General features: G+C 64.8%; 29 protein-coding genes, 1 pseudogene and 1 riboswitch. Of the genes and pseudogenes, 17 read left to right on the forward strand and 13 right to left on the reverse strand.

The window, feature by feature from the left end; translation table 11 throughout:
• Positions 1 to 182 precede the first annotated feature (182 nt).
• The 4 genes from VAR608DRAFT_RS10910 to VAR608DRAFT_RS10925 all read right to left on the reverse strand — a co-directional run bounded on the left by VAR608DRAFT_RS10910 (position 183) and on the right by VAR608DRAFT_RS10925 (position 2,468).
• A complete protein-coding gene (locus tag VAR608DRAFT_RS10910) occupies positions 183 to 704 on the reverse strand; it encodes a cupin domain-containing protein (RefSeq protein ID WP_088954091.1) in 522 nt (173 codons plus the stop codon).
• Positions 705 to 849: 145 nt separating this feature from the next.
• Complete coding sequence (locus VAR608DRAFT_RS10915; protein ID WP_157730815.1) at positions 850 to 1,344, reverse strand: YybH family protein; 495 nt, start codon at positions 1,342 to 1,344, stop codon at positions 850 to 852.
• A gap of 207 nt (positions 1,345 to 1,551) precedes the next feature.
• Positions 1,552 to 1,887, reverse strand: a complete 336-nt coding sequence (locus VAR608DRAFT_RS10920) for a hypothetical protein (RefSeq protein ID WP_157730817.1) — start codon at positions 1,885 to 1,887, stop codon at positions 1,552 to 1,554.
• 44 nt (positions 1,888 to 1,931) lie between these two features.
• Positions 1,932 to 2,468: an SET domain-containing protein gene (locus VAR608DRAFT_RS10925; RefSeq protein ID WP_331713027.1), complete on the reverse strand. Its 537-nt coding sequence runs from the start codon at positions 2,466 to 2,468 to the stop codon at positions 1,932 to 1,934.
• Here VAR608DRAFT_RS10925 and VAR608DRAFT_RS38500 point away from each other — a divergent pair.
• Positions 2,377 to 2,841, forward strand: a complete 465-nt coding sequence (locus tag VAR608DRAFT_RS38500; RefSeq protein WP_157730819.1) for a hypothetical protein — start codon at positions 2,377 to 2,379, stop codon at positions 2,839 to 2,841. The genes VAR608DRAFT_RS10925 and VAR608DRAFT_RS38500 overlap by 92 nt on opposite strands.
• A 78-nt stretch (positions 2,842 to 2,919) precedes the next feature.
• On the opposite strand, the gene VAR608DRAFT_RS10935 is transcribed toward VAR608DRAFT_RS38500, so the two are convergent.
• Positions 2,920 to 3,630 carry an NUDIX hydrolase gene (locus VAR608DRAFT_RS10935; RefSeq protein ID WP_088954095.1) on the reverse strand — a complete coding sequence of 237 codons (711 nt, stop codon included), beginning with the start codon at positions 3,628 to 3,630 and terminating at the stop codon, positions 2,920 to 2,922.
• An 85-nt stretch (positions 3,631 to 3,715) separates the two neighbouring features.
• Here VAR608DRAFT_RS10935 and VAR608DRAFT_RS10940 point away from each other — a divergent pair, with 85 nt between their 5' ends.
• The 5 genes from VAR608DRAFT_RS10940 (at position 3,716) to bluB (ending at position 9,014) form a co-directional block, all read left to right on the forward strand.
• Entirely contained in the window at positions 3,716 to 4,756 is a 1,041-nt protein-coding gene (locus tag VAR608DRAFT_RS10940) for an SPFH domain-containing protein (protein WP_088954096.1), read from the forward strand.
• Positions 4,753 to 5,685 (forward strand): sugar kinase, encoded by a 933-nt coding sequence (locus VAR608DRAFT_RS10945; RefSeq protein WP_088954097.1) that lies wholly within the window; start codon positions 4,753 to 4,755, stop codon positions 5,683 to 5,685. The genes VAR608DRAFT_RS10940 and VAR608DRAFT_RS10945 overlap by 4 nt, the downstream gene beginning before the upstream one ends.
• Positions 5,686 to 5,749: 64 nt before the next feature.
• Complete coding sequence (locus tag VAR608DRAFT_RS10950) at positions 5,750 to 6,577, forward strand: cysteine hydrolase family protein (protein ID WP_088954098.1); 828 nt, start codon at positions 5,750 to 5,752, stop codon at positions 6,575 to 6,577.
• A riboswitch (cobalamin riboswitch) is annotated at positions 6,573 to 6,817 on the forward strand. Its footprint overlaps the gene before it by 5 nt.
• A 140-nt stretch (positions 6,818 to 6,957) precedes the next feature.
• Complete coding sequence (locus VAR608DRAFT_RS10955) at positions 6,958 to 8,295, forward strand: cobyrinate a,c-diamide synthase (RefSeq protein ID WP_088954099.1); 1,338 nt, start codon at positions 6,958 to 6,960, stop codon at positions 8,293 to 8,295.
• Positions 8,292 to 9,014 carry a 5,6-dimethylbenzimidazole synthase gene (gene bluB, locus VAR608DRAFT_RS10960; protein WP_088954100.1) on the forward strand — a complete coding sequence of 241 codons (723 nt, stop codon included), beginning with the start codon at positions 8,292 to 8,294 and terminating at the stop codon, positions 9,012 to 9,014. The genes VAR608DRAFT_RS10955 and bluB overlap by 4 nt, the downstream gene beginning before the upstream one ends.
• Positions 9,015 to 9,254: 240 nt before the next feature.
• Here the strand turns inward: bluB and VAR608DRAFT_RS10965 are convergent, their stop codons facing one another.
• Positions 9,255 to 9,548 carry a type II toxin-antitoxin system RelE/ParE family toxin gene (locus VAR608DRAFT_RS10965; protein WP_088954101.1) on the reverse strand — a complete coding sequence of 98 codons (294 nt, stop codon included), beginning with the start codon at positions 9,546 to 9,548 and terminating at the stop codon, positions 9,255 to 9,257.
• 7 nt (positions 9,549 to 9,555) lie between these two features.
• Positions 9,556 to 9,840 (reverse strand): type II toxin -antitoxin system TacA 1-like antitoxin, encoded by a 285-nt coding sequence (locus tag VAR608DRAFT_RS10970; RefSeq protein ID WP_088954102.1) that lies wholly within the window; start codon positions 9,838 to 9,840, stop codon positions 9,556 to 9,558.
• Between the two features lie 88 nt (positions 9,841 to 9,928).
• On the opposite strand from VAR608DRAFT_RS10970, the gene VAR608DRAFT_RS36925 reads away from it, so the two are divergent.
• From VAR608DRAFT_RS36925 to VAR608DRAFT_RS10980, 3 genes and pseudogenes are all read left to right on the forward strand, one after another.
• Complete coding sequence (locus VAR608DRAFT_RS36925; protein WP_157730822.1) at positions 9,929 to 10,087, forward strand: hypothetical protein; 159 nt, start codon at positions 9,929 to 9,931, stop codon at positions 10,085 to 10,087.
• A 228-nt stretch (positions 10,088 to 10,315) separates the two neighbouring features.
• The gene (locus VAR608DRAFT_RS10975) at positions 10,316 to 10,555 is read left to right on the forward strand and encodes a hypothetical protein (protein WP_088954103.1); all 240 of its coding nucleotides are present in this window, start codon (positions 10,316 to 10,318) and stop codon (positions 10,553 to 10,555) included.
• An 80-nt stretch (positions 10,556 to 10,635) separates the two neighbouring features.
• Positions 10,636 to 10,881: pseudogene (locus VAR608DRAFT_RS10980) on the forward strand (IS630 family transposase); the annotation flags it as partial.
• A 35-nt stretch (positions 10,882 to 10,916) separates the two neighbouring features.
• Here the strand turns inward: VAR608DRAFT_RS10980 and VAR608DRAFT_RS10985 are convergent.
• Positions 10,917 to 11,243: a LysR substrate-binding domain-containing protein gene (locus tag VAR608DRAFT_RS10985; protein ID WP_157730824.1), complete on the reverse strand. Its 327-nt coding sequence runs from the start codon at positions 11,241 to 11,243 to the stop codon at positions 10,917 to 10,919.
• A 10-nt stretch (positions 11,244 to 11,253) separates the two neighbouring features.
• Between VAR608DRAFT_RS10985 and VAR608DRAFT_RS10990 the strand changes: the two genes are divergently transcribed.
• From VAR608DRAFT_RS10990 to VAR608DRAFT_RS11000, 3 genes are all read left to right on the forward strand, one after another.
• On the forward strand, positions 11,254 to 11,979 hold the full coding sequence (locus tag VAR608DRAFT_RS10990) for a C45 family autoproteolytic acyltransferase/hydolase (RefSeq protein WP_231973435.1): 726 nt from the start codon (positions 11,254 to 11,256) through the stop codon (positions 11,977 to 11,979).
• Positions 11,980 to 11,992: 13 nt separating this feature from the next.
• Positions 11,993 to 12,490 (forward strand): serine dehydratase beta chain, encoded by a 498-nt coding sequence (locus VAR608DRAFT_RS10995; RefSeq protein WP_172843836.1) that lies wholly within the window; start codon positions 11,993 to 11,995, stop codon positions 12,488 to 12,490.
• A gap of 175 nt (positions 12,491 to 12,665) precedes the next feature.
• On the forward strand, positions 12,666 to 13,691 hold the full coding sequence (locus VAR608DRAFT_RS11000) for a class I fructose-bisphosphate aldolase (protein ID WP_088954106.1): 1,026 nt from the start codon (positions 12,666 to 12,668) through the stop codon (positions 13,689 to 13,691).
• Positions 13,692 to 13,808: 117 nt separating this feature from the next.
• On the opposite strand, the gene VAR608DRAFT_RS11005 is transcribed toward VAR608DRAFT_RS11000, so the two are convergent.
• On the reverse strand, positions 13,809 to 14,711 hold the full coding sequence (locus VAR608DRAFT_RS11005) for a LysR family transcriptional regulator (protein WP_088954107.1): 903 nt from the start codon (positions 14,709 to 14,711) through the stop codon (positions 13,809 to 13,811).
• Positions 14,712 to 14,837: 126 nt separating this feature from the next.
• Between VAR608DRAFT_RS11005 and VAR608DRAFT_RS11010 the strand changes: the two genes are divergently transcribed.
• Positions 14,838 to 15,515, forward strand: a complete 678-nt coding sequence (locus tag VAR608DRAFT_RS11010; RefSeq protein WP_088954108.1) for a type 1 glutamine amidotransferase domain-containing protein — start codon at positions 14,838 to 14,840, stop codon at positions 15,513 to 15,515.
• Positions 15,512 to 15,823: a putative quinol monooxygenase gene (locus VAR608DRAFT_RS11015; RefSeq protein ID WP_088954109.1), complete on the forward strand. Its 312-nt coding sequence runs from the start codon at positions 15,512 to 15,514 to the stop codon at positions 15,821 to 15,823. The genes VAR608DRAFT_RS11010 and VAR608DRAFT_RS11015 overlap by 4 nt, the downstream gene beginning before the upstream one ends.
• Positions 15,824 to 16,068: 245 nt before the next feature.
• Here the strand turns inward: VAR608DRAFT_RS11015 and VAR608DRAFT_RS11020 are convergent, their stop codons facing one another.
• Positions 16,069 to 16,572, reverse strand: coding sequence for a hypothetical protein (locus VAR608DRAFT_RS11020; protein WP_088954110.1), 504 nt, complete (start codon positions 16,570 to 16,572; stop codon positions 16,069 to 16,071).
• 360 nt (positions 16,573 to 16,932) lie between these two features.
• On the opposite strand from VAR608DRAFT_RS11020, the gene VAR608DRAFT_RS11025 reads away from it, so the two are divergent.
• Positions 16,933 to 18,072, forward strand: coding sequence for a fatty acid desaturase (locus VAR608DRAFT_RS11025; RefSeq protein WP_088954111.1), 1,140 nt, complete (start codon positions 16,933 to 16,935; stop codon positions 18,070 to 18,072).
• A 163-nt stretch (positions 18,073 to 18,235) separates the two neighbouring features.
• Here VAR608DRAFT_RS11025 and VAR608DRAFT_RS11030 read toward each other — a convergent pair whose 3' ends face one another.
• Both VAR608DRAFT_RS11030 and VAR608DRAFT_RS11035 read right to left on the reverse strand, forming a co-directional pair.
• Positions 18,236 to 18,562 carry an EthD family reductase gene (locus VAR608DRAFT_RS11030; protein ID WP_088954112.1) on the reverse strand — a complete coding sequence of 109 codons (327 nt, stop codon included), beginning with the start codon at positions 18,560 to 18,562 and terminating at the stop codon, positions 18,236 to 18,238.
• Positions 18,559 to 19,023: a carboxymuconolactone decarboxylase family protein gene (locus tag VAR608DRAFT_RS11035; RefSeq protein ID WP_088954113.1), complete on the reverse strand. Its 465-nt coding sequence runs from the start codon at positions 19,021 to 19,023 to the stop codon at positions 18,559 to 18,561. Before VAR608DRAFT_RS11035 ends, VAR608DRAFT_RS11030 begins: the two co-directional genes overlap by 4 nt.
• A 402-nt stretch (positions 19,024 to 19,425) precedes the next feature.
• Here VAR608DRAFT_RS11035 and ltrA point away from each other — a divergent pair, with 402 nt between their 5' ends.
• Together ltrA and VAR608DRAFT_RS11045 are read left to right on the forward strand one after the other, a co-directional pair.
• Entirely contained in the window at positions 19,426 to 20,934 is a 1,509-nt protein-coding gene (gene ltrA, locus VAR608DRAFT_RS11040; RefSeq protein ID WP_231972977.1) for a group II intron reverse transcriptase/maturase, read from the forward strand.
• A 162-nt stretch (positions 20,935 to 21,096) separates the two neighbouring features.
• Complete coding sequence (locus VAR608DRAFT_RS11045) at positions 21,097 to 21,375, forward strand: winged helix-turn-helix transcriptional regulator (RefSeq protein ID WP_231973436.1); 279 nt, start codon at positions 21,097 to 21,099, stop codon at positions 21,373 to 21,375.
• Positions 21,376 to 21,504: 129 nt separating this feature from the next.
• Here VAR608DRAFT_RS11045 and VAR608DRAFT_RS11050 read toward each other — a convergent pair whose 3' ends face one another.
• Positions 21,505 to 22,374, reverse strand: coding sequence for an MBL fold metallo-hydrolase (locus VAR608DRAFT_RS11050; RefSeq protein WP_088954115.1), 870 nt, complete (start codon positions 22,372 to 22,374; stop codon positions 21,505 to 21,507).
• Between the last annotated feature and the right edge of the window lie 179 nt (positions 22,375 to 22,553).

The raw sequence follows: 22,553 nt of genomic DNA on the forward strand, positions 1-22,553 counted from the left end.
CGCGCGCAACAATCGACATCCGCCTGGACAGCAGATGGCCGATGGCGGTCTCTACGTCCTTGATCGATAGCAAGGGCCAAGCCGCACTACGGGCTTGCGCGCGGGTGGCACCGAAAGGCGGCATGCGGCGAGGCTGCGGTTTCGATGAAATGAAGGGAGTGCATCTGGATGCTCGGATTGACCTATTCGAAGATGCGATCCTCATGAAGGACGATCGGCACTTCCTTGTTCTTTTCAGAGTAGCCGTCGAAGGGTTTGCCATCGAGGTCGATGCGAGCCAGCACATCGCTATCTGGATCGATGTGCGCTCCGACTCGCAGCATCACGAGCTCTCCTTCATCTTCCTTGGCATGGAACCAGTAGAAAGTGCCAGCCGGCAGTAGGACGCAATCGTTCTTGCCGACCTCGCGCTTCTCTCCACCCGGCCCATGGAACACGGCCCCACCTTGCAGGACAACGAACAGGTGGTCCTCATTGGAGTGTGCGTGGATTTCGTTCTCGCCGCCGCTCGCGTAGGTCTTGAGTACCACGTTCATGTAGCGCGAAGCACCCAGCACCTGATTGGTCCGCCCCTCCTTTGGCAATCGAGTGCGGATGTGGAAGAAACTGGGCTGCCCCGCCTTGGTAAGGCGGGCCATTTCGGCGCGCCATTCGGCAGCGCTGTGAACGATCGGCGCGAAGGCAGGGGTTTCAGCGGTACTCATGGAGCGATACCTCGAAGTGGTTGATGATGCCGGGGTCCGCAATGACTTTGCGCCATCGTGCAGACTCCGACGTGATGAAGCTGCGAAGCGCCTCCGGGGAACTGGAATCTGTGAGAAGACTCGCGCCGAGTGAACGCCGCCGAGGCTATCGAGGGATCATTTGTGCATGATGGGAGACCAGCAGCCAGCGCCCGTTCTCCTTCTCAAAGACGTGGGTCACGAAGGTATCGAACCTGAGAGGCTCGCCGCCGGTCTTGGGCTGCAGAACAGCGTGCTCAACCCCAATGACCCACGCCAGCTTTCCACCAGTCTGAATCTTCGTTTCGGACTTGGTTACGCTGATCTGGGGGAAAAAATCAAAAGCTCCCTCCCAGTATTTTCTGACCGCGCTCCCACCCACATCCATGACCTTGCTACGTGGACCGATGCTGATCGCGTACGGCTTGTCGGTCCAGACTGCGGACATGCCCTGGACGCTCCGACCATTCAGCGCAGAGTAGAAGGCTTGATCGGCTGCGGCGATGGCTGCAACATCGTCGGCCGATTGCTGGAGCGTCGTGGTACAAGCCGACAACAGGCCCGCCGCCAGCATGACGGCAACGGTGCTCGGGATCGACGGCATGGTGAGCGCCCTTTTCATCGTGATCCTCCTCGATGCGGTGCTCATGATTGGGAGACCGGAAGCGCTTGTCAAGACGGCGCCGGCTTCGCTGACATCGAAGGTGAAGGAGATGGTGTCGCTGGAATACTAGTGCCGCGCCCACTGGGCATACTTTGGCCACGAGTGCACACGCCTGGCACGAGAACTGAGTCAGGGCATGCCCCCGTGGCCTGTGAAACGTTGCCTTCACCGCTGACTTTGGATCACATCGCACAATGCACCGCGCGCATCGTGCAGGGACTCGTGATCCTGGAACGGTGCAGCCACGCGCTGCTCGAGCGCCTCGACGAGCACGGAAAGCGGCGCCAGGGATTCATGGTCCGGGAATTCTTCGGCGAATGCAGCCCAGGCCGCTCCGGCGCTGACGGTGTCGCGGCGCTCAAGGGTGACCACGACGTCGTTGCACAGCACGGTGTCGCGGCTGTCATCGAAGATGTCGAGTTGCCGCGAGTTCATGGTCTCTTTGCTTTCAATCCGTGTGGCTGCAAATCCGCTCGTGCCGGGAGCAACGCTGGTGATCAACTTGCTACCCGGCCTTGCCCGAATCGAGCGCTCGCGCGCCGATGTCAATTCGACGCGACCATCGTTCCGCGACACGTCGCAGACAGGCAGACGCAGGGGTACCTGTCGGGCGACTCCGAGACATCGATCGCCAGGGCATAGTCGATGCAGAGTTCCTCATCGGCCAGCACGTCTCGAAGGGTGACGATCTCCAGTTGCAGCGTTCCGTCCGATGTCCGCGTCTCAACCGCTTCGCAGTTCGGACTGCAACTGTGATTGAGGTGGCGCAGCGCATTGCCCCCGCGAGAACCATCAATCACCATACCGTCGGACAGGCCGAACAGGTACGTGATCTGGCTGTTCCAGTCCATCTCAGTCACCTCGGCCGGCGACAGGCGCTGTCCCCCGTACCTGCCCAACGTGGTGTTCGCTGGCAGTGCCCGCGCCGCAAAGAGGCCCTCCCCGTGAATCTCGCTCGTTTGGACGCGGAAGAGGGGACTGGTGGCGGGAGTGGCGGAAGCGAAGTGCGACATCAGTGTTGAGGCAGGATGGACCAGGGGCGACGCGCAAGCCTGGCGTCTTCCAATCGCCTGCCGCCGCATCCAGCAGCCTCTGCAGGCGCTTGATGCAGGCTTCGCATCTCGCGTGCCAATCTACCTCACTTTACGAGCAGCGCCCACCTCATTGATCAGATATGACGAAGAACTGCTTGAAGAGGCGTTCGGATTCGCGCAAGCCGTCCTCGGTGAGTGCCACGGATTTCGCCTTTTTGATCGGATCGGCGACAAGACCCCGTGCATGTCAATTTGTTGGCCAAATGATCAGGCTTGGTCGAAGACGCGAGGGGGAGGGCGCAAGGAAAGCTGGCTGGCCCCTTTGGCTTTGCCGCTCGACACCTTGAACAGCCTGTTCACGGAGATCGAACGATGTGCGCAAGCAGGAGCGACAAGCGTGCCTTGCGCGAGCGATCAATGAGTTCGCGACCTGCGTCGACAGAGATCCTCGTCCGCAACCAACCGTTGCAGGCAGCGTTCAGCCACCCCGGCTCGCAGACTATTCAACGGCTCGGAATGTGCGAGGAAAGATGGCGGCGCGCTCCCGCTCGCGCACCTTGTAGCCCATCGCCCCACGCCCAAAGGCGCCAGGAACCGTGCCGACCTCCTGCAGGAAATCAGCATCGAGCATCCGGCGTCGGAACGCGCTCTTGTCCAGCGGTCGAGCCAGCACGACCTCGTACACATGCTGCAGCTCCGGCAGCGTGAACGGCTCGTTGAGCAAGAACGCGGGCAAGGACGTGTATTCCACCTTGCTGCGCAGGCGCTCCAACGCAGTCCCGACGATCTCTCGATGATCGAACGCCAGCCGCTTTTTGCAGGCGGCGTCGGCGTCGCACCATTCGGCGCGTTCATCGCCCGTCTTCGCGGCTGGCGGCGGAACGAGAGCAAAGTAGCCGTGCGTGGTGGACCAGCCACGAGGATCCCTGCTCGCGCTTCCCCAACTCGCCAGTTGCTCGAGGTATGGCGCGGCATAACCGGTCTTTTCCTGAAGCTTGCGAGCCGCGCAATCCTGTAGCGAATCGTCGCGATCCACGTCGACGAACCCGCCAGGGATACACCAAAGGCCGGGGAACGGCTCCTCCTCGTTCTCCGGACGGCGGGTGAGCAGAACCTTCAGTGCGTCCTCAAGCACGGTGAAGATCACCACGTCCACCGAGACCAGCGGGCGCGGGAAGTCCAGCGAAGTTCGGTTCAGGGATTTCTTCATCGGGTGCTTGACAGCCTGTCGTTGAGTTGTACTATACCACTCATAGGAGTTGTGCAGTACAACTCACAAGGAAAGGGGATTCATCGTGTTTGGCATCCGATACATCAAGGCACAGCCCACCGTCCACCTCATGCAGTACCGCAACGGCGGGATCGTGCGCCAGGGGGAGGGCACGTCCTTCTTCTACTACGCACCGGCAAGCACGCTCGTCGCGGTGCCGGTGGCCAGCCGCGACGCCGGCTTCATGCTGGAACTCGCGACGAGCGACTTCCAGGCCGTAACCGTCCAGGGTGAGGTGACCTACCGGGTCAAGGACCCCGCCCGCGCGTCCGCGCTGGTGGACTTCTCGCTGCTGGCGAACGGCAAGTACGCGGCCGAGGACCCGCAGCAGCGCCTGCGCGAGCGTGTCGTCACCCAGACCAAGGTGATCATCCAGCAGGCGATCCAGGCGCTGGACCTGAAGCAGGCGCTCAAGGCACCATCGACCGTCGCCCGTGCCGCGGAGCAGCAACTCGGCGCGCAGCCGGAGATCCAGGCTCTCGGCCTCGAAGTGCTCGGCGTGTCGATCGTCGCCATCAAGCCGACGCCCGACATTGCGAGGGCGCTCGAGGCGCAAGCCCGTGAGGCGAATCTGAAGGCGGCCGACGAGGCCATCTACCAGCGACGCATCGCAGCGGTGGAGAACGAGCGCTCGATTCGCGAGAGCGAGCTCGACACCGAGGTCGCGATCGAGGAGAAGAGGCGTCAGATCCAGACCGCGCAGATGGACGCCAAGGCAGCGATGCTCAAGCGCGAGAACGAGCTGCGCGGCGAACAGATGACGGCGGACATCGAGCTCGAGAACAACCGCAGGGACCTGGTCGCAAGCCAGGCCGCGAACACCCGTGCGCTGGCCGAAGCCGAAGCGCATCGCGTCAAGTCCGTCATGGAAGCGCTCGACCAGGCGGATCCACGGGTGGTGCAGGCGCTCGCCGCGGTCGGCATGCAGCCAGGGCAGCTGATTGCGCAAGCATTCGGCGGCATCGCCGAGCGCGCCGAGCGCATCGGGCAGCTGAACGTCTCGCCCGAGCTGCTCGCGGGCCTGCTCGGCTCCGCTAGCGCGAGACCCGTGAGAAGCGCATCGTGAGCACCGCAAACCAGAGGCGGGTGGTGCTCGTCACGCGGAGGACGCGCCTGGAAGATCTCGTGGTCCGACACAACACGCTGGCCCAGGCGAAGTTCTACATCGAGCACCTGGGCGACGACTTCAGCGACTACCTGGAGGAGAACGAGGCCTATGCATCGAGCCTTCGGATCACCATCGAGGCGCTCGCGCGCTGGGGCCGGTATCAGCTCGTGGACAGGATGATGTTGCCGAACTTCGTCTTCGCGCCGGATGACATCGTCGTTGCGCTCGGACAGGATGGTGTGGTCGCCAACACGCTGAAGTACCTGCAAGGCCAGCCGCTGCTCGGCCTCAACCCGGATCCGGCGCGCTGGGACGGTCTGCTTCTGCCGTTCGAGGCCGGGCAGCTCCACGACGTACTGCCGTTGGTGGCCCAGGAACGGCGGCCAATCCGGTCGGTCACGATGGCCCAGGCGCGCCTGAGCGACGGCCAGACGATGCGCGCGGTCAACGACCTGTTCATCGGGCCGCGCAGCCACACCTCGGCGCTGTACGAACTGGCTTTCGATGGCAAGAGCGAACTTCAGTCTTCGTCAGGCCTGATCGTCTCGACGGGCCTCGGGTCGACCGCGTGGATGAAGAGCGTGGCGACCGGCTCGCTGGCGATCGCCAGCGCATTCGGCTCGGCAGCGGGCGGCAGCTATGCGCCGCTGGCATGGGACGCAAAGGAACTCGTGTTCGCAGTGCGCGAGCCGTTTCCCAGCCGCGGCACGAGCACGAGCGTCGTCTTCGGGCGCATCGAGAGCGATCGTTGCCTGATGCTGCGCTCGAGGATGCCGGAGTCGGGTGTCATCTTTTCGGATGGCATCGAGAGCGACTTCCTGCGCTTTACCGCCGGCATGACCGCGACGATCGACATCGCGCCGGCGCAAGGCCGCCTGGTCCAGTGAGGACGAGACGCCGGCTGGCCAAGATTCATCGGGACGTACCATGACCTGAAAACCGGAGCGGAACATGAACACCCAACTTCTGATCATCGACCCTCAAAACGATTTCATGGACATCGCAGGCGCCGCGCTCCCGGTGAAGGGCGCCGCAGCGGACATGGCACGTCTGGCGGGCCTGATCGACCAGGCCAGCCCGTGGATCGCGCAGATCACGGTCACGCTGGACTCGCACCACAGCATCGGCATCGAGCGCCCGGCCCTGTGGCGCCAGGCGGACGGCGGCCCGGTCGCACCCTTCACCCAGATCAGCGCAGCCGATGTGCGCGCCGGCAAGTACGCGCCGCGCGACCCGCAGGCACTTGCGCGCGTCCTGTCCTACCTCGACGCACTGGAGGCCGGCGGGCGCTACGCGCTCATGGTCTGGCCGGTGCACTGCGAGATCGGGACCTGGGGCCACAACGTGGAGGACGAGGTGCGCGCCGCCTACAACCGCTGGGAGAGCGCCACGCTTCGACCTGTGCGCAAGGTCTTCAAGGGCATGAACGCCTGGACCGAGAACTACAGTGCGCTGCAGGCCGAAGTGCCCGACCCGCAGGACCCGGACACGCAGCTGAACCGCGAACTGATCAGGCAGCTGGACGAGGCCGAGCGCATCGTCGTTGCCGGCGAGGCCAGCAGCCACTGCGTACGCGCCACCGTTGAGCACCTGGCCGAGCATCTGCCCTCCGGGCATCTGGGCAAGCTCGTGCTGCTCTCCGATTGCATGAGCCCGGTGCCCGGGTTCGAGAAGCAGGCCGAGACCTTCCTCGGCGCGATGCGCATGCGCGGCGCGACCGTGTGCACCAGCCGCGAGTACATGCAGGCCTTCTGCCAGAAGGTTGCACCGACGTCCTAGAATTCGCAGCGTTGGTGCTCGCAGCGCGGTTCACGCGCTGCAGTTCAACGGGAAGCAGGAGGCGCTGGCCGCACCGGCCAAAGCCAACCTGCGCTGCCCCCGCAACGGTAAGCGGCGGAACCCATTCAAGGTTCCACCTTCATTACAGTGAGCCACTGGGCCCGCCTGATCGGCAGGCCCGGGAAGGCGATGAAGGTTCCCCCCGCCAGCCCGGATACCGGCCAACACGGTGGCCGCTCGACCGTTCGGCGAGCGGCCGTAATGCCCAACGACCGGCGGGGATGCCGGTTCGGGTCATCAAGCTTACTCGTTTCATGAGAGCTGTTTCGTTTTCGCCCCTGCATGGCCTTGCGGGCGTTGATGCGTCGGGAGTCGGCGCGATGACGCACGCCGCATGTCCGGCCCTTCTCATCTCGGCCCCGTCTTCCGGACAGGGCAAGACAACCGTGGCGGCCGCGCTGGCACGCCTGCATGCGCGCTGCGGCGCCCGGGTGCGGGCGTTCAAGTGCGGGCCCGACTTCCTCGACCCCCGCTGGCTGGAGCTGGCCAGCGGCGCGCCCGTCCACCCGCTGGACCTGTGGATGACGGGGGAGGGCGACTGCGCGCGCCGATTGCATCAAGCGGCACAGGAGGCGCAACTCCTGATCGTCGAAGGCGTGATGGGCCTGTTCGACGGCGAACCCAGCGCGGCCGACCTGGCCGGGCGCTTCGGGATCCCGGTGCTGCCCGTGATCAATGGATCGGCCATGGCAGGCACCTTCGGCGCGCTGGCCCTGGGCTTGCGAGAGTACCGGTCCGGGCTGGCCTGGGCCGGCGTGCTGGCCAACCGGGTCGCCGGCGAGCGCCATGCCGCCATGCTGCAGTCGAGCCTGCGCCCCGCCGACGCCTGGCTCGGCGCTCTGCCGCGCCGCCAGGAGTTGGCCCTGCCCGAGCGGCACCTGGGCCTGGTCGCGGTCGACGAGATGGACGATGCGATGCAGCGCCTCGACGCGGCGGCCGATGCGCTGGCGGAGACGCCGCTGGGCCGGATGTCGCTGGCCGACCTGCAACGCTGGTCCGTGCGCTTCGATGCGCCGCCGGCGGTGGCGCAAGCGCCGGTCCGTCCGCTGGCAGGCCGCACGGTCGCCGTCGCGCGAGACGCGGCGTTCTGCTTCATTTACGCGGGCAACATCGACTGCTTGCGAGAGCTGGGGGCGCAGGTGGCGTACTTCTCCCCGCTCGCGGGCGAGCCGCTGCCGCCATGCGATGCCTTATGGGTGCCCGGCGGTTACCCCGAGCTGCATGCGGGCGCACTGTCGAACGCCACGCGGCTGCGCCAGGCACTGCACGATCACGTCGAGCAGGGCAAGCCCGTGTGGGCCGAGTGCGGCGGCATGATGGCGCTGTTCGAGCAGCTCGTGACGGCGGACGGGCACCATCACGCCATGTGGGGCTTGCTGCCCGGCAAGACCACGATGGCCTCGCGCCTGGCGGGTCTGGGGCCGCAACAGCTTGCGCTGGAGCACGGTGTGCTGCGCGGGCACACCTTCCACTACTCCGTGTGCGAAACGGTCCTCGAGCCGCAAGCGCGCACCGAGCGCCCTGCCGGCTCCGGCCGCAACGGCGGCGAGGCGGTGTACCGCCGCCGCGCCCTGCAGGCCAGCTATTTCCACGCGTGGTTTCCATCGAGTCCCGAGGCCGCGGCGCAATTGTTCCTGCCGCAGGAGGAAATCGCATGAGCGGGGGCAGGCACCGTCTGGTTCGCGGGCCCGACTGCACGACAGACCACGCCTTCGAGCCCGACGCGGCGCGGGCGGTGTACCGCGCCATCTTCGAGCGGCGCGACATGCGGCATTTCGCGGGCGGCACGGTGCCGCCCGATACGCTGCGGCGCCTGTTGCGGGCAGCCCACCATGCGCCCAGCGTCGGCTTCATGCAGCCCTGGCGATTCGTGCGCGTGACCGATGCCGCGCTGCGCCAGCGCCTGCACGAGGTGGTGGAGCTGGAACGGCGGCGTACCGCGCGGGCACTGGGCGAACGCGAAGACGAATTCATGCGCCTGAAGGTCCAGGGCCTGCTGGAGGCGGCCGAGGTGCTGGCCGTGGCGCTGACCGATGGCCGCGAGAAGCACGTGTTCGGGCGCCGAACCCTGCCGCAGATGGACCTGGCATCGGCCGCCTGCGCGATCCAGAACCTGTGGCTGGCGGCGCGCGCCGAAGGCCTCGGGATGGGCTGGGTATCGCTGTTCGAACCGGCGGACGTGGCGGCCTTGCTCGAGCTCCCGCCCGGCGCCGAACCCATCGCGCTGCTGTGCCTGGGACCGGTGCATGGGTTCTACGCCGAGCCCATGCTGCAGCAACAGCGCTGGGCCTCGCGGCAGCCGCTGCACGAACTGGTCCATGACAACCGCTGGGGCCAGGCCAGCGATGTCTTCTCAGTCGGCGAGTGCCGGTCCTGAACTACGATCTTCGGTACGAGGTGCAGCAGGACGGTTCTGCCATGCTTTCCACTGCTCAAGCCCTGCATCGCCGCTGCGGCCGCGGAAGTTCAGTTCCTTGAGGGCCGCCAGGCTGCGGGGACCCGCTGGGCACCTTCGGCCAGGGCCTTGCACGCCTGCGAGACGAAGCTGCCGGTGGCGGACTCGCCCAATTCAGCGAGTATCCGGCGTGCCTCGACGACACGGGCATGCCAACCTGGGTCAGTGCTTGAAGCCGGACTCACGCTGAGCGCGGAGAGCCAACATAAAGACCACGTCGATCTCTGCCATGTAGCGATAGAGCGCCACATACCCCCGCGCGCCTTTACCGATGACCAGTTCCCGCTTGCCACCACGTACCGGTCTGCCGATCAGCGGACTGTGGGCAAGCACTTGTATGGCTTCGACGACCTCTTGAATCCGATCAGGGATGTCCGCTGCGCCGAAGCGCGTCAGGTGCTCCAGGAAGCGATCTAGGTCGTCAAGCACCTCCGGCGCCAGTTCGATTCTTGCCATCGGCTCGTCAGCGTACCGGCTTGCGCGCCGAGGGCCGGCGCGGCTTCTTCCCGGCGGCACGCGCCAGCAAGTATGCCTTCGCGTCCGTCCACGAAACCGACTCGCCCGTTTGCATCAACGCGGCCCAACGTTCGTCGGCGAGCCGATGCAGTTCCTCGTCCATTTCGACACGTTCCACAGTATCGGAGAGCGCATCCAGAATGAACGCATGCGATGACTTGCCCACGCGCTCGGCCGCAGCCGCGATCCGTGCCTTCAGGGCCTCTTCGATACGGATCGTTGTAGTGGACATGGCGAGACCTCGCGTGGGAAGGAAAGCAAATTGTAGCACAATTGTGTCACGCCCAGACCGACTGCCGATGCACCAAGACTCTGGACCAGTGCGCCAAGAATTCGCGCCCAAGTCTGCCAGCGGGCGCGTCGTTATTTCCGGCCAAACCGGCATGGCTGCCTGCCCGACGGTGGCACAGCAGATGGCCGATGCAGGGTTCGATGTGGTGCGCACCGGCTTGAACATCACCACCGGACCGCCGTCGTAGGCCGTTCCTGTCCCGGGAACGGCCCGCTGTGTCTCCTGGGCGCAGGCCCATTGTGAAATTCGAAAGACGCGATCCTGGATGCTGGGGCTACTTGTTCTCCTCGGATGCCAGCTTGGCCGCGGCTCGCTCGAACTCATCGTTCGCTCAATCGGACGGACCCTGGTACGCGCGCAGAATCGAGCATAGAGTTCCTTCGCACCAACGGCCTTTGCTTTGAAAGGGGGACCCATGAACGAGGAAGAATTCAAAACTTCCCTCCAGAAATTGGAGGCCCAGCAGATTGCGATAGGGTTTGTCGTGGCGCACCTGCTGGACGTTTCTCCGGAACAGGTGCGTCAGGACTTGAAAAACCTGGCGCCGAAGCTTCCAGACTTGCTGATTCATCACCGCCTGACTGACAAGCAGTTACAGGACATCCAAGTGCACGTTCTCTCATTTCTGAGGGAAGGTGGCGGATCCGAAGGTTGAACGGCGGGCGAATCGTACGGAATCGCGCAAGAAGATCGCCCACCACCTGGGCGTGAGCCTTGGCAGCCTGCAGCGCTACCTGGCGCGCATTCGGGCTGCAGCCTCATCGACAGGAGACCTTCAAGCTTTCCAGCGATCCGCTGTTCGTCGAGAAGGTGCGAGACATCGTGGGGCTGTACATGGACCCGCCGCTCATGGCCATGGTCCTGTGCGTCGACGAGAAGAGCCAGATCCAAGCGCTGGATCGCACGCAGCCCTTGCTGCCGCTGGCCCCGGGCATCCCCGAGCGACGTACCCACGACTACGAGCGCCACGGCACGACCTCGCGAGCATCGAGATATTTTGTCTGCGAACTTCTAACTCACGACACTAGGATAGGGGACCCAAAAGACGGTTCTTGACTCGTGGCCTGGACCTTGCACATGGATTGTCCCAACAAAGCCGCGGACAGTGCTTCCCGCGGCCGTGGCAGAACCGGGAACTTGCGCTTGGGGAGGCCGTGCTGCTTGAGCAAGTCATCCAGGTCGTTGTCTCTTCCCAGCATGTTGACCGTGCTGATGAACCGCATCTCGGCCAGGTCGGTCAGCCGGAGCTTCTTTTTCGCGAGCGGGTGGTCGCGCCGCATCAGGCAGACGCGTCTTTCTTCAAACAGCGGGACGAACACCGTGCTGCCGAAGCGGTCGGCCACAGGCCGGTTGATGCATGCGCACAACTGGGACTGGCGCCAGGAGTGCGTGGACACCTGCATCGTCCTGCGCATCTGCAACGCAAACGGGCCCGACATCCTGAGCTTCACGGAAGCCGGCGCGTTGGCGAGGCACGGCCTCAACAGCAACGGCGTGTCCCTCACAGGCAACGCGATGTCCTGCCACAAGGACTTCCAGCACGGCCCGGGCGCACCGGTGGTCCTGCTGCGCCGGCGACTCCTGGAAGCCACGAACCTCGCGCAGGCGATGCGGACCGTGTGGAGTGCCAACCGCTACTGCTCGAGCAACATGATCCTGGCGCAGAGCAGTGCAACCGATGGCTGCTGCGTCAGCCTGGAAGCCGCTCCGGACGAGGTCTATCCGATGCTTCCCCAGGACGATGTGCTCGTCCACGCCAACCACTGGCTATCGCCCGTGGCACTCGCCAAGCTGCGCGATCCAGGGCTGGCGGCAAGACCGGACAGCCTCTACAGGCAGCATCGGGTCGAGAGCGCCCTGCGTACCGTGACGAACCGTGCCATTGCATGGGACGACGTCCGATCGACCCTGGCAGACGACTTCGGCTACCCCGACGGAGTCTTGCGAAGCCCCAAGCCCGGTGACTTCAGCAGCATCTCCGCCACGGTGGCAACGACCTTGATGGATGCAGCCAAGGGGGTCATGTGGGTGGCGCGCAAGCCCTACGAGAGCTGTGAGTTCCAGGAGTACGCGCTTTAGCGTTGAAACGATCGTGTATCTCAGCACTTTCGACATCTTCAAGATCGGGATCGGCCCGTCCAGCTCCCACACCGTTGGCCCCATGCGAGCCGCGCGGATGTTCGTGGAGAAACTGGACGGCGACGGCGTACTGGGCCGCGTGCACCGCATCCAGAGCGAGTTGTACGGGTCGCTCGGCGCGACTGGCAAGGGGCACGGGTCGGACATCGCAACTCTGCTGGGCCTTTGTGGGCACGACCCCGAGATCATCGACGTCGACAGCGTGCCGGCACTGGTGCACGAGATTCGTTCAGGCGGCGCGCTCACGGTGGGCGGGAAGCACCGCATCGCATACCGCGAGAAGACTGACCTGCTGTTCTTCGCGGGCAAGTCGCTCCCGCTGCACGTCAACGGACTGCGCTTTTTCGCGCTCGATGTCGAAGGGGATGAACTCGCGACGCAGATCTACTATTCCGTTGGCGGAGGCTTCGTCATCGACGATTCGGGCGTGCGAGATGCTTGGACTCCGTAACCTGGCGGTCTGCAGTCGGTTCGGCACGCCTCGTTGGAAGTCGGCTCTCGCTGCGGAGCACCCCGCACCCGAACGCGGCGCCCCGACCGGCCCGCGTCGCAGGGCATCACGTGCAACAGGGACTTGTGTCGCAGCACCTCCCGCGAGAGACTGGCGTCCCACACGGAGGATTCCCATGGCCACTTCCGACGAACTCCAAGCGACCATCGACGCGCTCGTTCAGAAAGGCAAGGGGATTCTGGCGGCCGACGAAAGCGGACCGACCATCGCCAGGCGATTCAAGACGATCGGCGTGGAATCGACCGAGGAAAACCGGCGCGCTTATCGCAGCCTGTTGCTGGCTACGCCGGACCTTGGCCGGTACATCAGTGGCGTCATCCTGTACGAAGAGACCCTGAACCATTGCACTGACGATGGCGAGCTGCTGCCGCAGTTGGCAGTGCGACAAGGGATCGTGCCCGGCATCAAGGTCGATGCGGGAAAGATCCCGCTCGCGTTGGCACCCGGCGATGAGATCACGCAAGGCCTCGATGGGCTCACCGAACGTCTCAAGGGCTACAAGCAGAAAGGCGCGCGATTCGCGAAGTGGCGCGCCGTCTACAACGTCTCCGACACGTTGCCAAGCCGCGCAGCGATCGAAGCTAACGCGGAAGCGCTTGCTCGCTACGCCGCGGTCTCGCAGGACCAGGGCGTGGTGCCGATCGTCGAGCCCGAGGTGCTGATCGACGGCGATCACACGCTGGCGCGCTGCGCGGAGGTGACGCAGGCCGTGCTGCACGAGGTCTTTCACGCCCTGACTCGCCATCGGGTAGCGCTCGAGCACATGTTGCTCAAGCCCAGCATGGTGGTGGAGGGCAAGGCGCATGCGGTGCAGGCAACGCCCGAGGAAGTGGCAGAGGAGACGATCCGCGTGCTGCGCAGGGCGGTGCCAGCGGCGGTCCCGGGCATCAACTTCCTGTCCGGCGGACAGTCGCCAGTCGAGGCGACGGCCAATCTGAATGCGCTGAACCGACGGGGCCCACAGCCGTGGTATCTGAGCTTCTCGTATGGACGCGCGCTTCAGGAGCCTGCGCTGCAGGCCTGGCGTGGCCGGCCCGCCAACGTGCGGCAAGCCCAGGAGGCGCTGCTCAAGCGCGCACGACTGAATGGCGCGGCCAGCGTGGGTGCGTACAGCGCGGACATGGAAGACGCCCGCTCTTGATCCCGCAAACGGGCCTGAGCCGCACCGGCGTCTTGACATCTGCAAAGCGTCATGAGGCGGCCCGCGCCCGGCAAGAAGTTCAGACACCTTCTTCGCCACGCGCTTTAGGCTGTTTGGCTAGCCGCTCTCCTGCATCGCCGCCAGCAGAAAGTCCCGCAGCAGCCGCGCGCTCGGCCCGATGCGCCTGCCGTGCACCAGGTAGATCTCGAGTGCCGCCGTCTCCAGTTCCGGCAGCACGCGCACCAACTCGCCAGCGGCGAGCGGCGCAGCGGCGTCGTAGGCAGGGAGACGCGCGATGCCTTCGCCGGCCAGCACGAACGCCAGGCGCGACGCCGCGCTGTCGGTGACGATGTCACCACGTACCTGCATCTCGATGGGCTGTCCGTCGCGGGTCGCTGTCAGCACGCGCTGTGTCGGCGGATAGACCACCCAGCGATGCTCCGCCAGGTCCGCCACCGTCGCCGGTGCACGGTGGCGCCGGAGGTAGGCCGGGGAAGCGCACAGCATCGTCGGCTCGCTCACCAGTCGGCGCGCGACCAGGTCCGAGTCCGCCAGCGGGCCGGCGCGCACAGCCAACTCGATGCCTTGTTGCACGAGGTCGACATTGGCGTCGTTCATCGCGACGTGGAGCCGGATGGCGGGATAGCGCCGGCGGAAATCCAGCAATACCGGAAGGATGCGCTTGTTGCCGAAGTGATGCGAGCAGGTGATGCGAGCTTCCCCGCGCGGCTCCGCGCGCAGCAGCTCCATGCCGCGGATGCCGTCGTGCGCCTCGTCGAGCAGGCGCTCGCAGTGCACACGGAACGCCTCGCCAGCGGGCGTCAGGCTGAAGCTGCGCGTGCTGCGCTGCGCCAGCGGCACGCCCAGCTTGGCCTCCAGGCTGCGAACGTGGTGGCTCACCACCGCCCGGGTCAGGCCCAGGGCGCGGGCACCCGAGGCGAAGCTGCCCGTGCGCACGACGGTGGCGAAGACGGCCATCGCTCGCAGTTCGTCCAGGATGGGCGAGACGTCATGATTCATAGACAGATTGTCAAATCGGATAAGCCAATGCGTCAACATCCGCGCATCTACTCGAGATGCGACTGATTCCTTAATCTTCACCTCACCGGGGAGTTTCCCGGCATCCATTGAACCAAGGAGTCAATCATGAGCGTCAAGCATGTCCTGTTTATTGTGACAAACGCAGCGGTGATCGGTCCGAACAACCGCGCCACCGGATTCTTCTTCCCGGAGATCGCCCATCCATTCGAGGCACTGGACAAGGCGGGCATCGCGGTGGAATACGCCTCGCCCCAGGGCGGCAAGCCGCCGGAAGATGGATTCGATGCCAATGACCCCGTCCAGGCCGCATTCCTCAAGAGTGCTTCCTATCGTCGCCTGGCGCGCACCCGCAAGCTGTCGGAAGTCGACGTGCTGGATTACGACGCGATCTTCTTTCCCGGTGGCCTGGGCCCGATGGTCGACATCACCGGCAACCCCGAAGTCCAAGCGGCCGTCCGGCGCGCCTGGGACGCCGGCAAGATCGTGTCCGCCGTGTGCCACGGCCCATCGGCACTGCTCGGCGTCACACTCGCCGACGGCACGCCGCTGGTGCGAGGCCGAAAGGTGGCCGGGTTCTCGACCGCGGAAGAAGACGGCTATGCCCGCCCCGATGTGCCGTTCGACCTCCAGGGCGCACTCACCGACGAAGGGGCTCTCTACGAGTCGTCCGCCCCGTGGACGCCCAAGCTCGTCGTCGATGGACGCCTGATCACCGGCCAGAACCCCCAGTCGGGCACCCTGGTCGGCGAGGCGATCGCCAAGGCCCTGGAGGAGCACGCATGAAGGGCGCCAATACGCAGGTCGTGGTAGTGGCCCGGTGGCAGGTGTCAGACGACCGACTCGGCGAGGTGCTCAGCCACGTTGCCGAGCTTCGCGAGTGTTCGCTGGCCGAGCAGGGCTGCCTAGGCTACGAAGTGTTCCACGGACTTGGTGAACCGACCACGGTGCTGCTCCTCGAACACTACCGCGACGATGCGGCACTCGAGACGCATCGGCAGTCGACTCATTACCAGGCCCTAGTCGTCGGACGAATTCTTCGGATGTTGGCCAAGCGCGAGGTGGACATCCTCCGACCGCGCGAACCCGGGTGAGCGCAGCCTCATGATCCGATCGAGCTCTATCCATCAAGGCAGGGCGCGTGACGGGGTCGCACTAGATGGTCAGTCAAAGGAGCGCCCCGAGTCTGTCCGGTCGGGAGCGGCCTGGACACAGCTATGCTGGAGAAGCTGCAGCGACCGCGACGCGGCGCACACCGGCCGACCGAAGGGACCGTGCCGATCGTCCGCAAACGCTGCGAACCCAACAGCGAGATGCCCAACGCACTCGACCAGTCGAGCTAACATTGCTGCGGCGAACCGACTGAGGGTGGCTGAGGCATCTCAAGAGCGAGGCGGCAGATGGCCCCGGGTTCGAGATGTTCACCTTCGCGAATGAGTTCATCCAACCGATCGGAACCGAGATGTGGCGCAAGATTTGCGCGGTGCCTGTCTCCGTATTCGGACATTCCCAAGCTGCCCCATTGCCAGCTCCTTGCCACAGTGGCGTAACCGAGCAATCTTGCGGCAGTCTCGTAGCGGTGCTCCTTGAAAGCGCGTGTGTAGTAGACATGGCCGAAGTATTCAAAGCTTCGCCATTCGATCGACCGGCTCAAATCGAATGACCTGATCAGAGCCTTCCGCGCCTCGGCAAGGCGCTGTAGCCGTACCAGACTGTTGGCCATCGTGCCGTTAAGGTCATGCTGCTCATCAACAGCCATGAGGCGTGAGTAGCCGGAGGCGTCGGCTGCCAAAACCGCCCGCAATCGGCGCCGTAAACCCGTTTCGTCCACTTGCACTCCCATGAAGAACGGGGCTCTCGATGGTAGGCAGTCGAGGCGCCCGGCTACGCGGGCTACGCGTTCAGTGTGATGTTCTCCTCCCCAGTGGGGAGCGCCTTGGGCGTCGGTCTTCGACCCCTTCCTGCAGGAGGGGGCAAGTTCCCTCGTGCGACTGATCCCCGAAACGGCGAAGGCTGCCACTGGCCTCCGGCGACGGCGAAGCATGCCCAGGGCCGCAGGTTGAACCAAATCGGCCTGCCGTGCAACTTAACTGGCGCACCGTGTCAAGCCTCATGTCGAAGGGAAGTCTTCGGACCAGGCACGTCCCGATGCATCCCGTCACTCCGGAGGTGACGAACCTTCCACCCAACCGTGACCCGCACCATGTCCGAACATCGCACCGACCCGCGCGCCCTCATGGCGCTTCGACTGCCGCGCGCCATGCAGCCGCTCCTCACTTGGCTGACCGGCCGCCCCGCGCCTAGCGAGCGCGCCCGCGCACGCGCCCCGTGGACCTTCCTGCTCGAGGCGCTCGCATGGACTGTGGTCGGGCTGCTGGTCGGCACCGTTGGCTTCATGACGCATGGCCTGATATCGGCCGCACTGATCGCGCTTTCGCTGGTATTGACGACTGCTGGCGTCAGCCTGTTCCAGATCGCCGTGTTCCACCGATGCGCGCACGCTCAGCTCTTCGCCGACCGCCGGCGCAACCGGGATCTCGGCCGGCTGGTCTCCGCGCTTCTGCTTTTCAAGCACTTCGATCGCTACCAGCAAGAGCACATGAGTCACCACAGCGTCCGCACGCTCCTCACCGAGGGGGACGAGTTCACCGACTTCGTGCTCGGCTTGTGCCGGCTCGAGCCGGGGATGCCCAAGCGGCAGCTTTGGCGCTGCGTGCTGACGAGCCTGGCGTCGCCACGCTTCCACACCCGCTTTCTCGTACATCGGGCGCGGATGTCTTGGATGTCGGGTGACCGCCTGCATGACACGGTCGGCATCACCAGTTGGGCGCTTGGTGCGGCCGGCTGCGCGGCGGCCGGGTGGCTGATACCGTTCTTCGTGCTCTGGGTGCTGCCGCTCACGTTGCTGCTGCAGTTGGTCACGGTCGGCCGCATCCTCATCGAGCACCGCTTTCCCGATCCGTCGCACAGCGGCGACAGGGACAAGATGTTTCAGTGTCGCGTCACGCTTGGCGTGTTTCCTGGCTCCGCACCGCCGGCGCACGACGCCGCCACGCTACGTGGTCTCGTGGCGTGGGCCAGCTGGTGGGCCGACATGCTTACCGTCCAGCTGCTGGTGCGCGTCGTTGTGCTGGTCGCGGACACGCCGTGCCACGACTTCCATCACCGCCGCCCCTCTTCGCCGCGCTGGACCGAATACGCGCACGCGAGGCAGGACGACCTCGACGCCGGTTGCCCAGGCTATCCAATCAACTATGGCGAGACGTGGGGACTGATCCGCGCGATCGACGAAAACTTGGCGGCATTGTCGAGCCTGCCGCGCGACGCGAGCGCTGGACGATGAGTGGCGCCGGACCAAGCCGCGGCCGGCAGCTCGTGCAGCGTGCTGTAGTCGCCGTTTCGGTTGTGGCTCCTCTTGGCTCGATGTTCGCTATGGCGTCACAAACGAAGTACCGCTTGTGGCCGATACCAGGCGCCCGGGTGACGTCAGACTCAATCCGGTACGTTCAATGATCCGACCGCTCGACGACGACCTTGCTGAACTGGATCACGGGCGCGATGTCCGTGTAGTTGGCGATGTCGCCCCGGATCTCGGCGCCGTGCTCCTGCATGGCGGCTTGGTAGCCTTCGGCCGAACTACAGATGAACGCGCACATCGCCACGAAGGCGGGCGGTGCACCGGGCGCTCTGCCGGCCAGGCCTTTTTCGACGGTGTAGTAGGCGCAGGCAGTGCCGAGCCTAGCCTTCACCATCGGCATGTGCCGGTCGCGGTAGTAGGCGTGGTCGAAGCGCGCGCCTTCGGTGTACGGGTACATCACGTTGACCTTGATCATGGGGTTCTCCTTGCAATCGTCTGGGGTGAGCGGGGCATGCAGATTAGATGAGGACAGCCGTAGAGCGACAGAAATGGTGCCCTCCGGCGCAAAGTGCCGAGGTCAACTGGGGAAGCGCGCAGCGACGTCCTCCAGCAGGCATGCGTTGCCGAACCGTTCACGGTCGCTTGGACCTGCTCGTCGGTCAGGCCAGCGCGCTTGGAGAATGCCGTGACGTGGATTCCCCATTCGTACGCCGATCTGCAGAGTGCGGTAGTTCGGTGAATCACGATTTCGCGTTGCCGGATGGTCAGATTCCCCTTGTCCAACAACCCGCTGGAGAAGAACTTCTGAAACAGTCGCGGGTCGCGCGCCAACGTTGTGAACAGACGTAGAGGCGGTTGCCCCTTCATCAAGCGGTCGAACTGCGACGTGATGTCTGCCGCGAACGGCGGACTTGCTGGCTCGATGCGTGCAGTCATGCGGGTCTCCTGTGCGCCGGTCAAAACCGGCAAAGTGTTGTGAATGAAAGTTTCATACGTTGAAGGCTTAGCCAGCTACGGCGGCCCCGAGTCATGCGTGCACATCCGCGAGGGTGTGGGCGAAGCGTTGATAGGGGGACGAGCGGGCCGGGTATCGAGCCGCGTAATACATGCCCCGTGGCGACAGCTGCGGGTGGTCCGGGGTGCCGAGGCAGTAGGAGAATGCCGAAGGTCACACCGTCGCTGCCGCATTGGCGAGGCAGAGGCGGACCCCGCGCGGTCAAAGACCCCGAGCACGCACGCAAGCACTTTGTTCGGGAACCGGGAGATCCCGCGTCCTTCTGCGCAGCGCTGGGAAGCGCTGGCTGCAGAGCGCATCGTGAAGCCCAAGGGCGTACGACGATGAGCCACAGGCGCGGGAAGTCGGACTGCTGCGTAGTACCGAAGAAGCTGCCGAACAAGGCTGCGGGGGAAGCTCCTGCGGCGGCGGAGGTGGTGGAGGGAAGGCGGCAGGCCAAGGGAAATGCCATCGCGGCGCGCATGTCCCGCAGATCGGTGCGGGTCTATGACATGGGAACCGCGCTCGATGGCATACGACAGACGGCAAAGGGCCGTCGTGATGCGAAGTTCACGGGACTGCTGCATCACATCTACGCGGTCGAACGCCTGCGGGCGGCTTACCTCGCGCTCAAGCGCGACGCGGCCGCCGGGGTGGACGGCCAGACCTGGCAGACGTACGGACAGGACCTGGAGGGCAATCTCCTGGAGTTGTCCGAGCGGCTGGCCCGAGGGGGCTACCGGCCCCAGCCTGTGAAGAGGGTGTACATCGACAAGGCCGACGGCAGCAAGCGCCCGCTGGGCGTGCCGGCGCTGGAGGACAAGCTCGTCCAGCGTGCCACGGTCGAAGTGTTGAACGCCATCTACGAGCAGGACTTCCTCGGGTTCAGCTACGGCTTCAGGCCCGGGCGCAGCGCGCACAACGCGCTGGATGCCGTGGCGGTGGGTGTGGGCGCAAGGAAGGTGAACTGGATACTCGATGCGGACATCGCCAAGTTCTTCGACACGATCGAAAGGGACTGGCTGGTGAAGTTCATCGAACATCGCGTGGCTGACACGCGCGTGGTGCGGCTGATCAAGAAATGGCTGCACGCGGGCGTGCTGGAGGACGGCAGGCTCACGCAAGGTGAGTTGGGGACGGTTCAGGGCGGGAGCATCAGTCCGCTGCTGGCCAACATCTACCTGCACTATGCGTTGGACCTGTGGGTGAAGCAGTGGAGGGGGCGCCATGCCCGGGGTGACGTGATCGTCGTGCGCTACGCCGACGATTGGGTTGCGGGGTTCCAGTTCCGTGATGACGCCGAGCGCTTCCAGCGCGCGGTGGCCGAGCGGCTGGGCCAGTTCGGGTTGAAGCTGCATCCCGAGAAGACGCGGCTGATCGAGTTCGGGCGCTTCGCCCACGAGAACCGACGCCGCAAGGGACAAGGCAAGCCGCAGACCTTCGACTTCCTGGGGTTCACGCATTGCTGCGGGACGACCCGAAAGGGCAAGTTCATGGTCCTGCGACTCACCAGTGCCAAACGCCTGCGAGCCAAGCTGCAGGTGATCAAGCTCGAACTCAGAAGGCGCATGCACCAACCCATCCCGGAGCAGGGCCAGTACCTGCGGGCGGTGGTGACTGGGCATGCGCGCTACTTCGGCGTGCCGTGCAACGGCGCGCGGCTGAGGACATTCCGCCATCAGGTCGTCGGGCTGTGGCATCGCACGCTGTGCCGCCGCAGCCAGAGCCACGACCTGCCTTGGCGACGCATGTATCGCTTGATGGCGCGCTGGCTGCCTGTCCCGAACATCTGCCACCCCTACCCGAACCAGCGTCTGATCGTCATGACCCAAGGCAGGAGCCGTATGCGGTAGCTCCGCACGTACGGATCTGTGGAGGGGGTGTTGGGTGACTGACATTCCTACTCTGACTGCTCAGATACAGGAAAATCGTAGCGTCGATGCTGTATAAAGTAAAGCATGAGTACCCCTCGCATCGGAAAGCCTGTTCGCGGGTCCGCCACCGGACGTCCCATCATGGTGGCGCTCGACCTGCTTGGTCGGCGCACCGCTTTGCGTGTGCTTTGGGAACTGCGCGGAGAGCCGCTGACTTTCAGGGCTCTTCAGGATGCCTGTGAGACGAATACGAGGCTGCTCAACACCCGTTTGACCGAATTGAAGGAGGCCGGCCTTGTCGAGCACGCGGAGGGAGGGTATCGGCTGACCGATGAAGGCAGACGCCTTGCGAAAGCACTCCAGCCGCTTTCAAAGTGGGCTGACCAATGGGGTCTTCGACAAGGCCAAAGATTGCCTTGACGCTCGAACATCTATGGCAAAGTTCGGCCACGACCAGCCATTCGCCAGCGTCCGTTACGCGGCCTTGCCGTGAACCAGAGACTTGCCCGCCCCGGGGTGCGTGGTCCACATGGTCGCACGCGCCACGGGTCAACCTGGACCAAGCCGCGGCGCGAGCGCCAACTCCCACGCGGCTCCGGCCGACACCACCCAGCCGCCGGTCGGCTCTGGGAAATGCGTGCCAAGCACCAGCACGTTGCGGTCGGCCTGCTCGGCCAGGAAGCGCCGCCGCGTCAGGCGCGCCATTGCAGGGTCCACGTCAAATCTCGTGGCCCGGTCGGGTTCGCAGCACTGCACCGGGTGGTGCATCAAGTCTCCGGTGATCACGGCTTCGTGTCCTTGCGAGCGGATGCGCACGCTCACATGCCCCGGCGTGTGGCCGGGCGTTGGCTCAAGGCGCACTTCCGAGGTCAGCGAGTGGTCGGTCTCCACCCATTCCACTAGACCCGCGTCGATGACGGGCTGGACCGAATCGACCATCGCTTGTTGGTTGGAAGCTTCGCGCGCAAGCGACCAATGCTCATACTCGACGCGACCGAACAGATAGCGCGCATTGACAAAAGTTGGCAGCCAGCGGCCGTTTACCCAGCGCGTGTTCCACCCCACGTGATCCACGTGCAGATGCGTGCAGAGCACCGTGTCGATGGACTCTGGCGCGAACCCGGCTTGTTCGAGATCGGCGAGAAACGTGGTCTGCAGTCGGTCCCACATCGGCCGTTCACGGAGCTTGTCGTTACCCACACAGGTATCGACCACGATGCGCCGGCCTTCGGATTCGATCACGAAACAATGAATCGACACGAACAGCCGCCCATCGGCATGCGCGAAGTGCGGCCGCAGCCAGCGGTGCACCTGCACCTGTTCGGGCGTCATGCCCTCGAAAAGGGACGAAGGCGGGAAGGCGCTCAGCCCCTCGACGACCTGCGTCACCCTTACCGGGCCGATCTGCCAGTTGCGCATGGGCGCTCCTTCTGCCAATGTGAGGCCGCGCGAGGCTGAAAAGACGGGCTTCCGCGGGGCATCCCACCCCGACTATGGAAAATCGAGGGATCACAAATCCGGCGACGTTCGGACATGCTCTTCGGTTGCGCTGTCCCCGTCAATGGGAATGGAAACTCCTACGGTGAACTCAATGAGAA

Source organism: Variovorax sp. HW608, from assembly GCF_900090195.1.
GTDB lineage: Bacteria > Pseudomonadota > Gammaproteobacteria > Burkholderiales > Burkholderiaceae_C > Variovorax.

Bases quoted from the DNA above. Each gene is read 5' to 3' on its own strand.
- VAR608DRAFT_RS10910 (WP_088954091.1), bottom strand. From the start codon at position 704: ATGAGTACCGCTGAAACCCCTGCCTTCGCGCCGATCGTTCACAGCGCT.
- VAR608DRAFT_RS10915 (WP_157730815.1), bottom strand. From the start codon at position 1,344: ATGAAAAGGGCGCTCACCATGCCGTCGATCCCGAGCACCGTTGCCGTC.
- VAR608DRAFT_RS10925 (WP_331713027.1), bottom strand. From the start codon at position 2,468: ATGCGGCGGCAGGCGATTGGAAGACGCCAGGCTTGCGCGTCGCCCCTG.
- VAR608DRAFT_RS10935 (WP_088954095.1), bottom strand. From the start codon at position 3,630: ATGAAGAAATCCCTGAACCGAACTTCGCTGGACTTCCCGCGCCCGCTG.
- VAR608DRAFT_RS10950 (WP_088954098.1), top strand. From the start codon at position 5,750: ATGAACACCCAACTTCTGATCATCGACCCTCAAAACGATTTCATGGAC.
- VAR608DRAFT_RS10955 (WP_088954099.1), top strand. From the start codon at position 6,958: ATGACGCACGCCGCATGTCCGGCCCTTCTCATCTCGGCCCCGTCTTCC.
- bluB (WP_088954100.1), top strand. From the start codon at position 8,292: ATGAGCGGGGGCAGGCACCGTCTGGTTCGCGGGCCCGACTGCACGACA.
- VAR608DRAFT_RS10965 (WP_088954101.1), bottom strand. From the start codon at position 9,548: ATGGCAAGAATCGAACTGGCGCCGGAGGTGCTTGACGACCTAGATCGC.
- VAR608DRAFT_RS10970 (WP_088954102.1), bottom strand. From the start codon at position 9,840: ATGTCCACTACAACGATCCGTATCGAAGAGGCCCTGAAGGCACGGATC.
- VAR608DRAFT_RS10975 (WP_088954103.1), top strand. From the start codon at position 10,316: ATGAACGAGGAAGAATTCAAAACTTCCCTCCAGAAATTGGAGGCCCAG.
- VAR608DRAFT_RS10990 (WP_231973435.1), top strand. From the start codon at position 11,254: ATGCATGCGCACAACTGGGACTGGCGCCAGGAGTGCGTGGACACCTGC.
- VAR608DRAFT_RS11000 (WP_088954106.1), top strand. From the start codon at position 12,666: ATGGCCACTTCCGACGAACTCCAAGCGACCATCGACGCGCTCGTTCAG.
- VAR608DRAFT_RS11005 (WP_088954107.1), bottom strand. From the start codon at position 14,711: ATGAATCATGACGTCTCGCCCATCCTGGACGAACTGCGAGCGATGGCC.
- VAR608DRAFT_RS11010 (WP_088954108.1), top strand. From the start codon at position 14,838: ATGAGCGTCAAGCATGTCCTGTTTATTGTGACAAACGCAGCGGTGATC.
- VAR608DRAFT_RS11015 (WP_088954109.1), top strand. From the start codon at position 15,512: ATGAAGGGCGCCAATACGCAGGTCGTGGTAGTGGCCCGGTGGCAGGTG.
- VAR608DRAFT_RS11020 (WP_088954110.1), bottom strand. From the start codon at position 16,572: ATGGGAGTGCAAGTGGACGAAACGGGTTTACGGCGCCGATTGCGGGCG.
- VAR608DRAFT_RS11025 (WP_088954111.1), top strand. From the start codon at position 16,933: ATGTCCGAACATCGCACCGACCCGCGCGCCCTCATGGCGCTTCGACTG.
- VAR608DRAFT_RS11030 (WP_088954112.1), bottom strand. From the start codon at position 18,562: ATGATCAAGGTCAACGTGATGTACCCGTACACCGAAGGCGCGCGCTTC.
- VAR608DRAFT_RS11035 (WP_088954113.1), bottom strand. From the start codon at position 19,023: ATGACTGCACGCATCGAGCCAGCAAGTCCGCCGTTCGCGGCAGACATC.
- ltrA (WP_231972977.1), top strand. From the start codon at position 19,426: ATGAGCCACAGGCGCGGGAAGTCGGACTGCTGCGTAGTACCGAAGAAG.
- VAR608DRAFT_RS11045 (WP_231973436.1), top strand. From the start codon at position 21,097: ATGGTGGCGCTCGACCTGCTTGGTCGGCGCACCGCTTTGCGTGTGCTT.
- VAR608DRAFT_RS11050 (WP_088954115.1), bottom strand. From the start codon at position 22,374: ATGCGCAACTGGCAGATCGGCCCGGTAAGGGTGACGCAGGTCGTCGAG.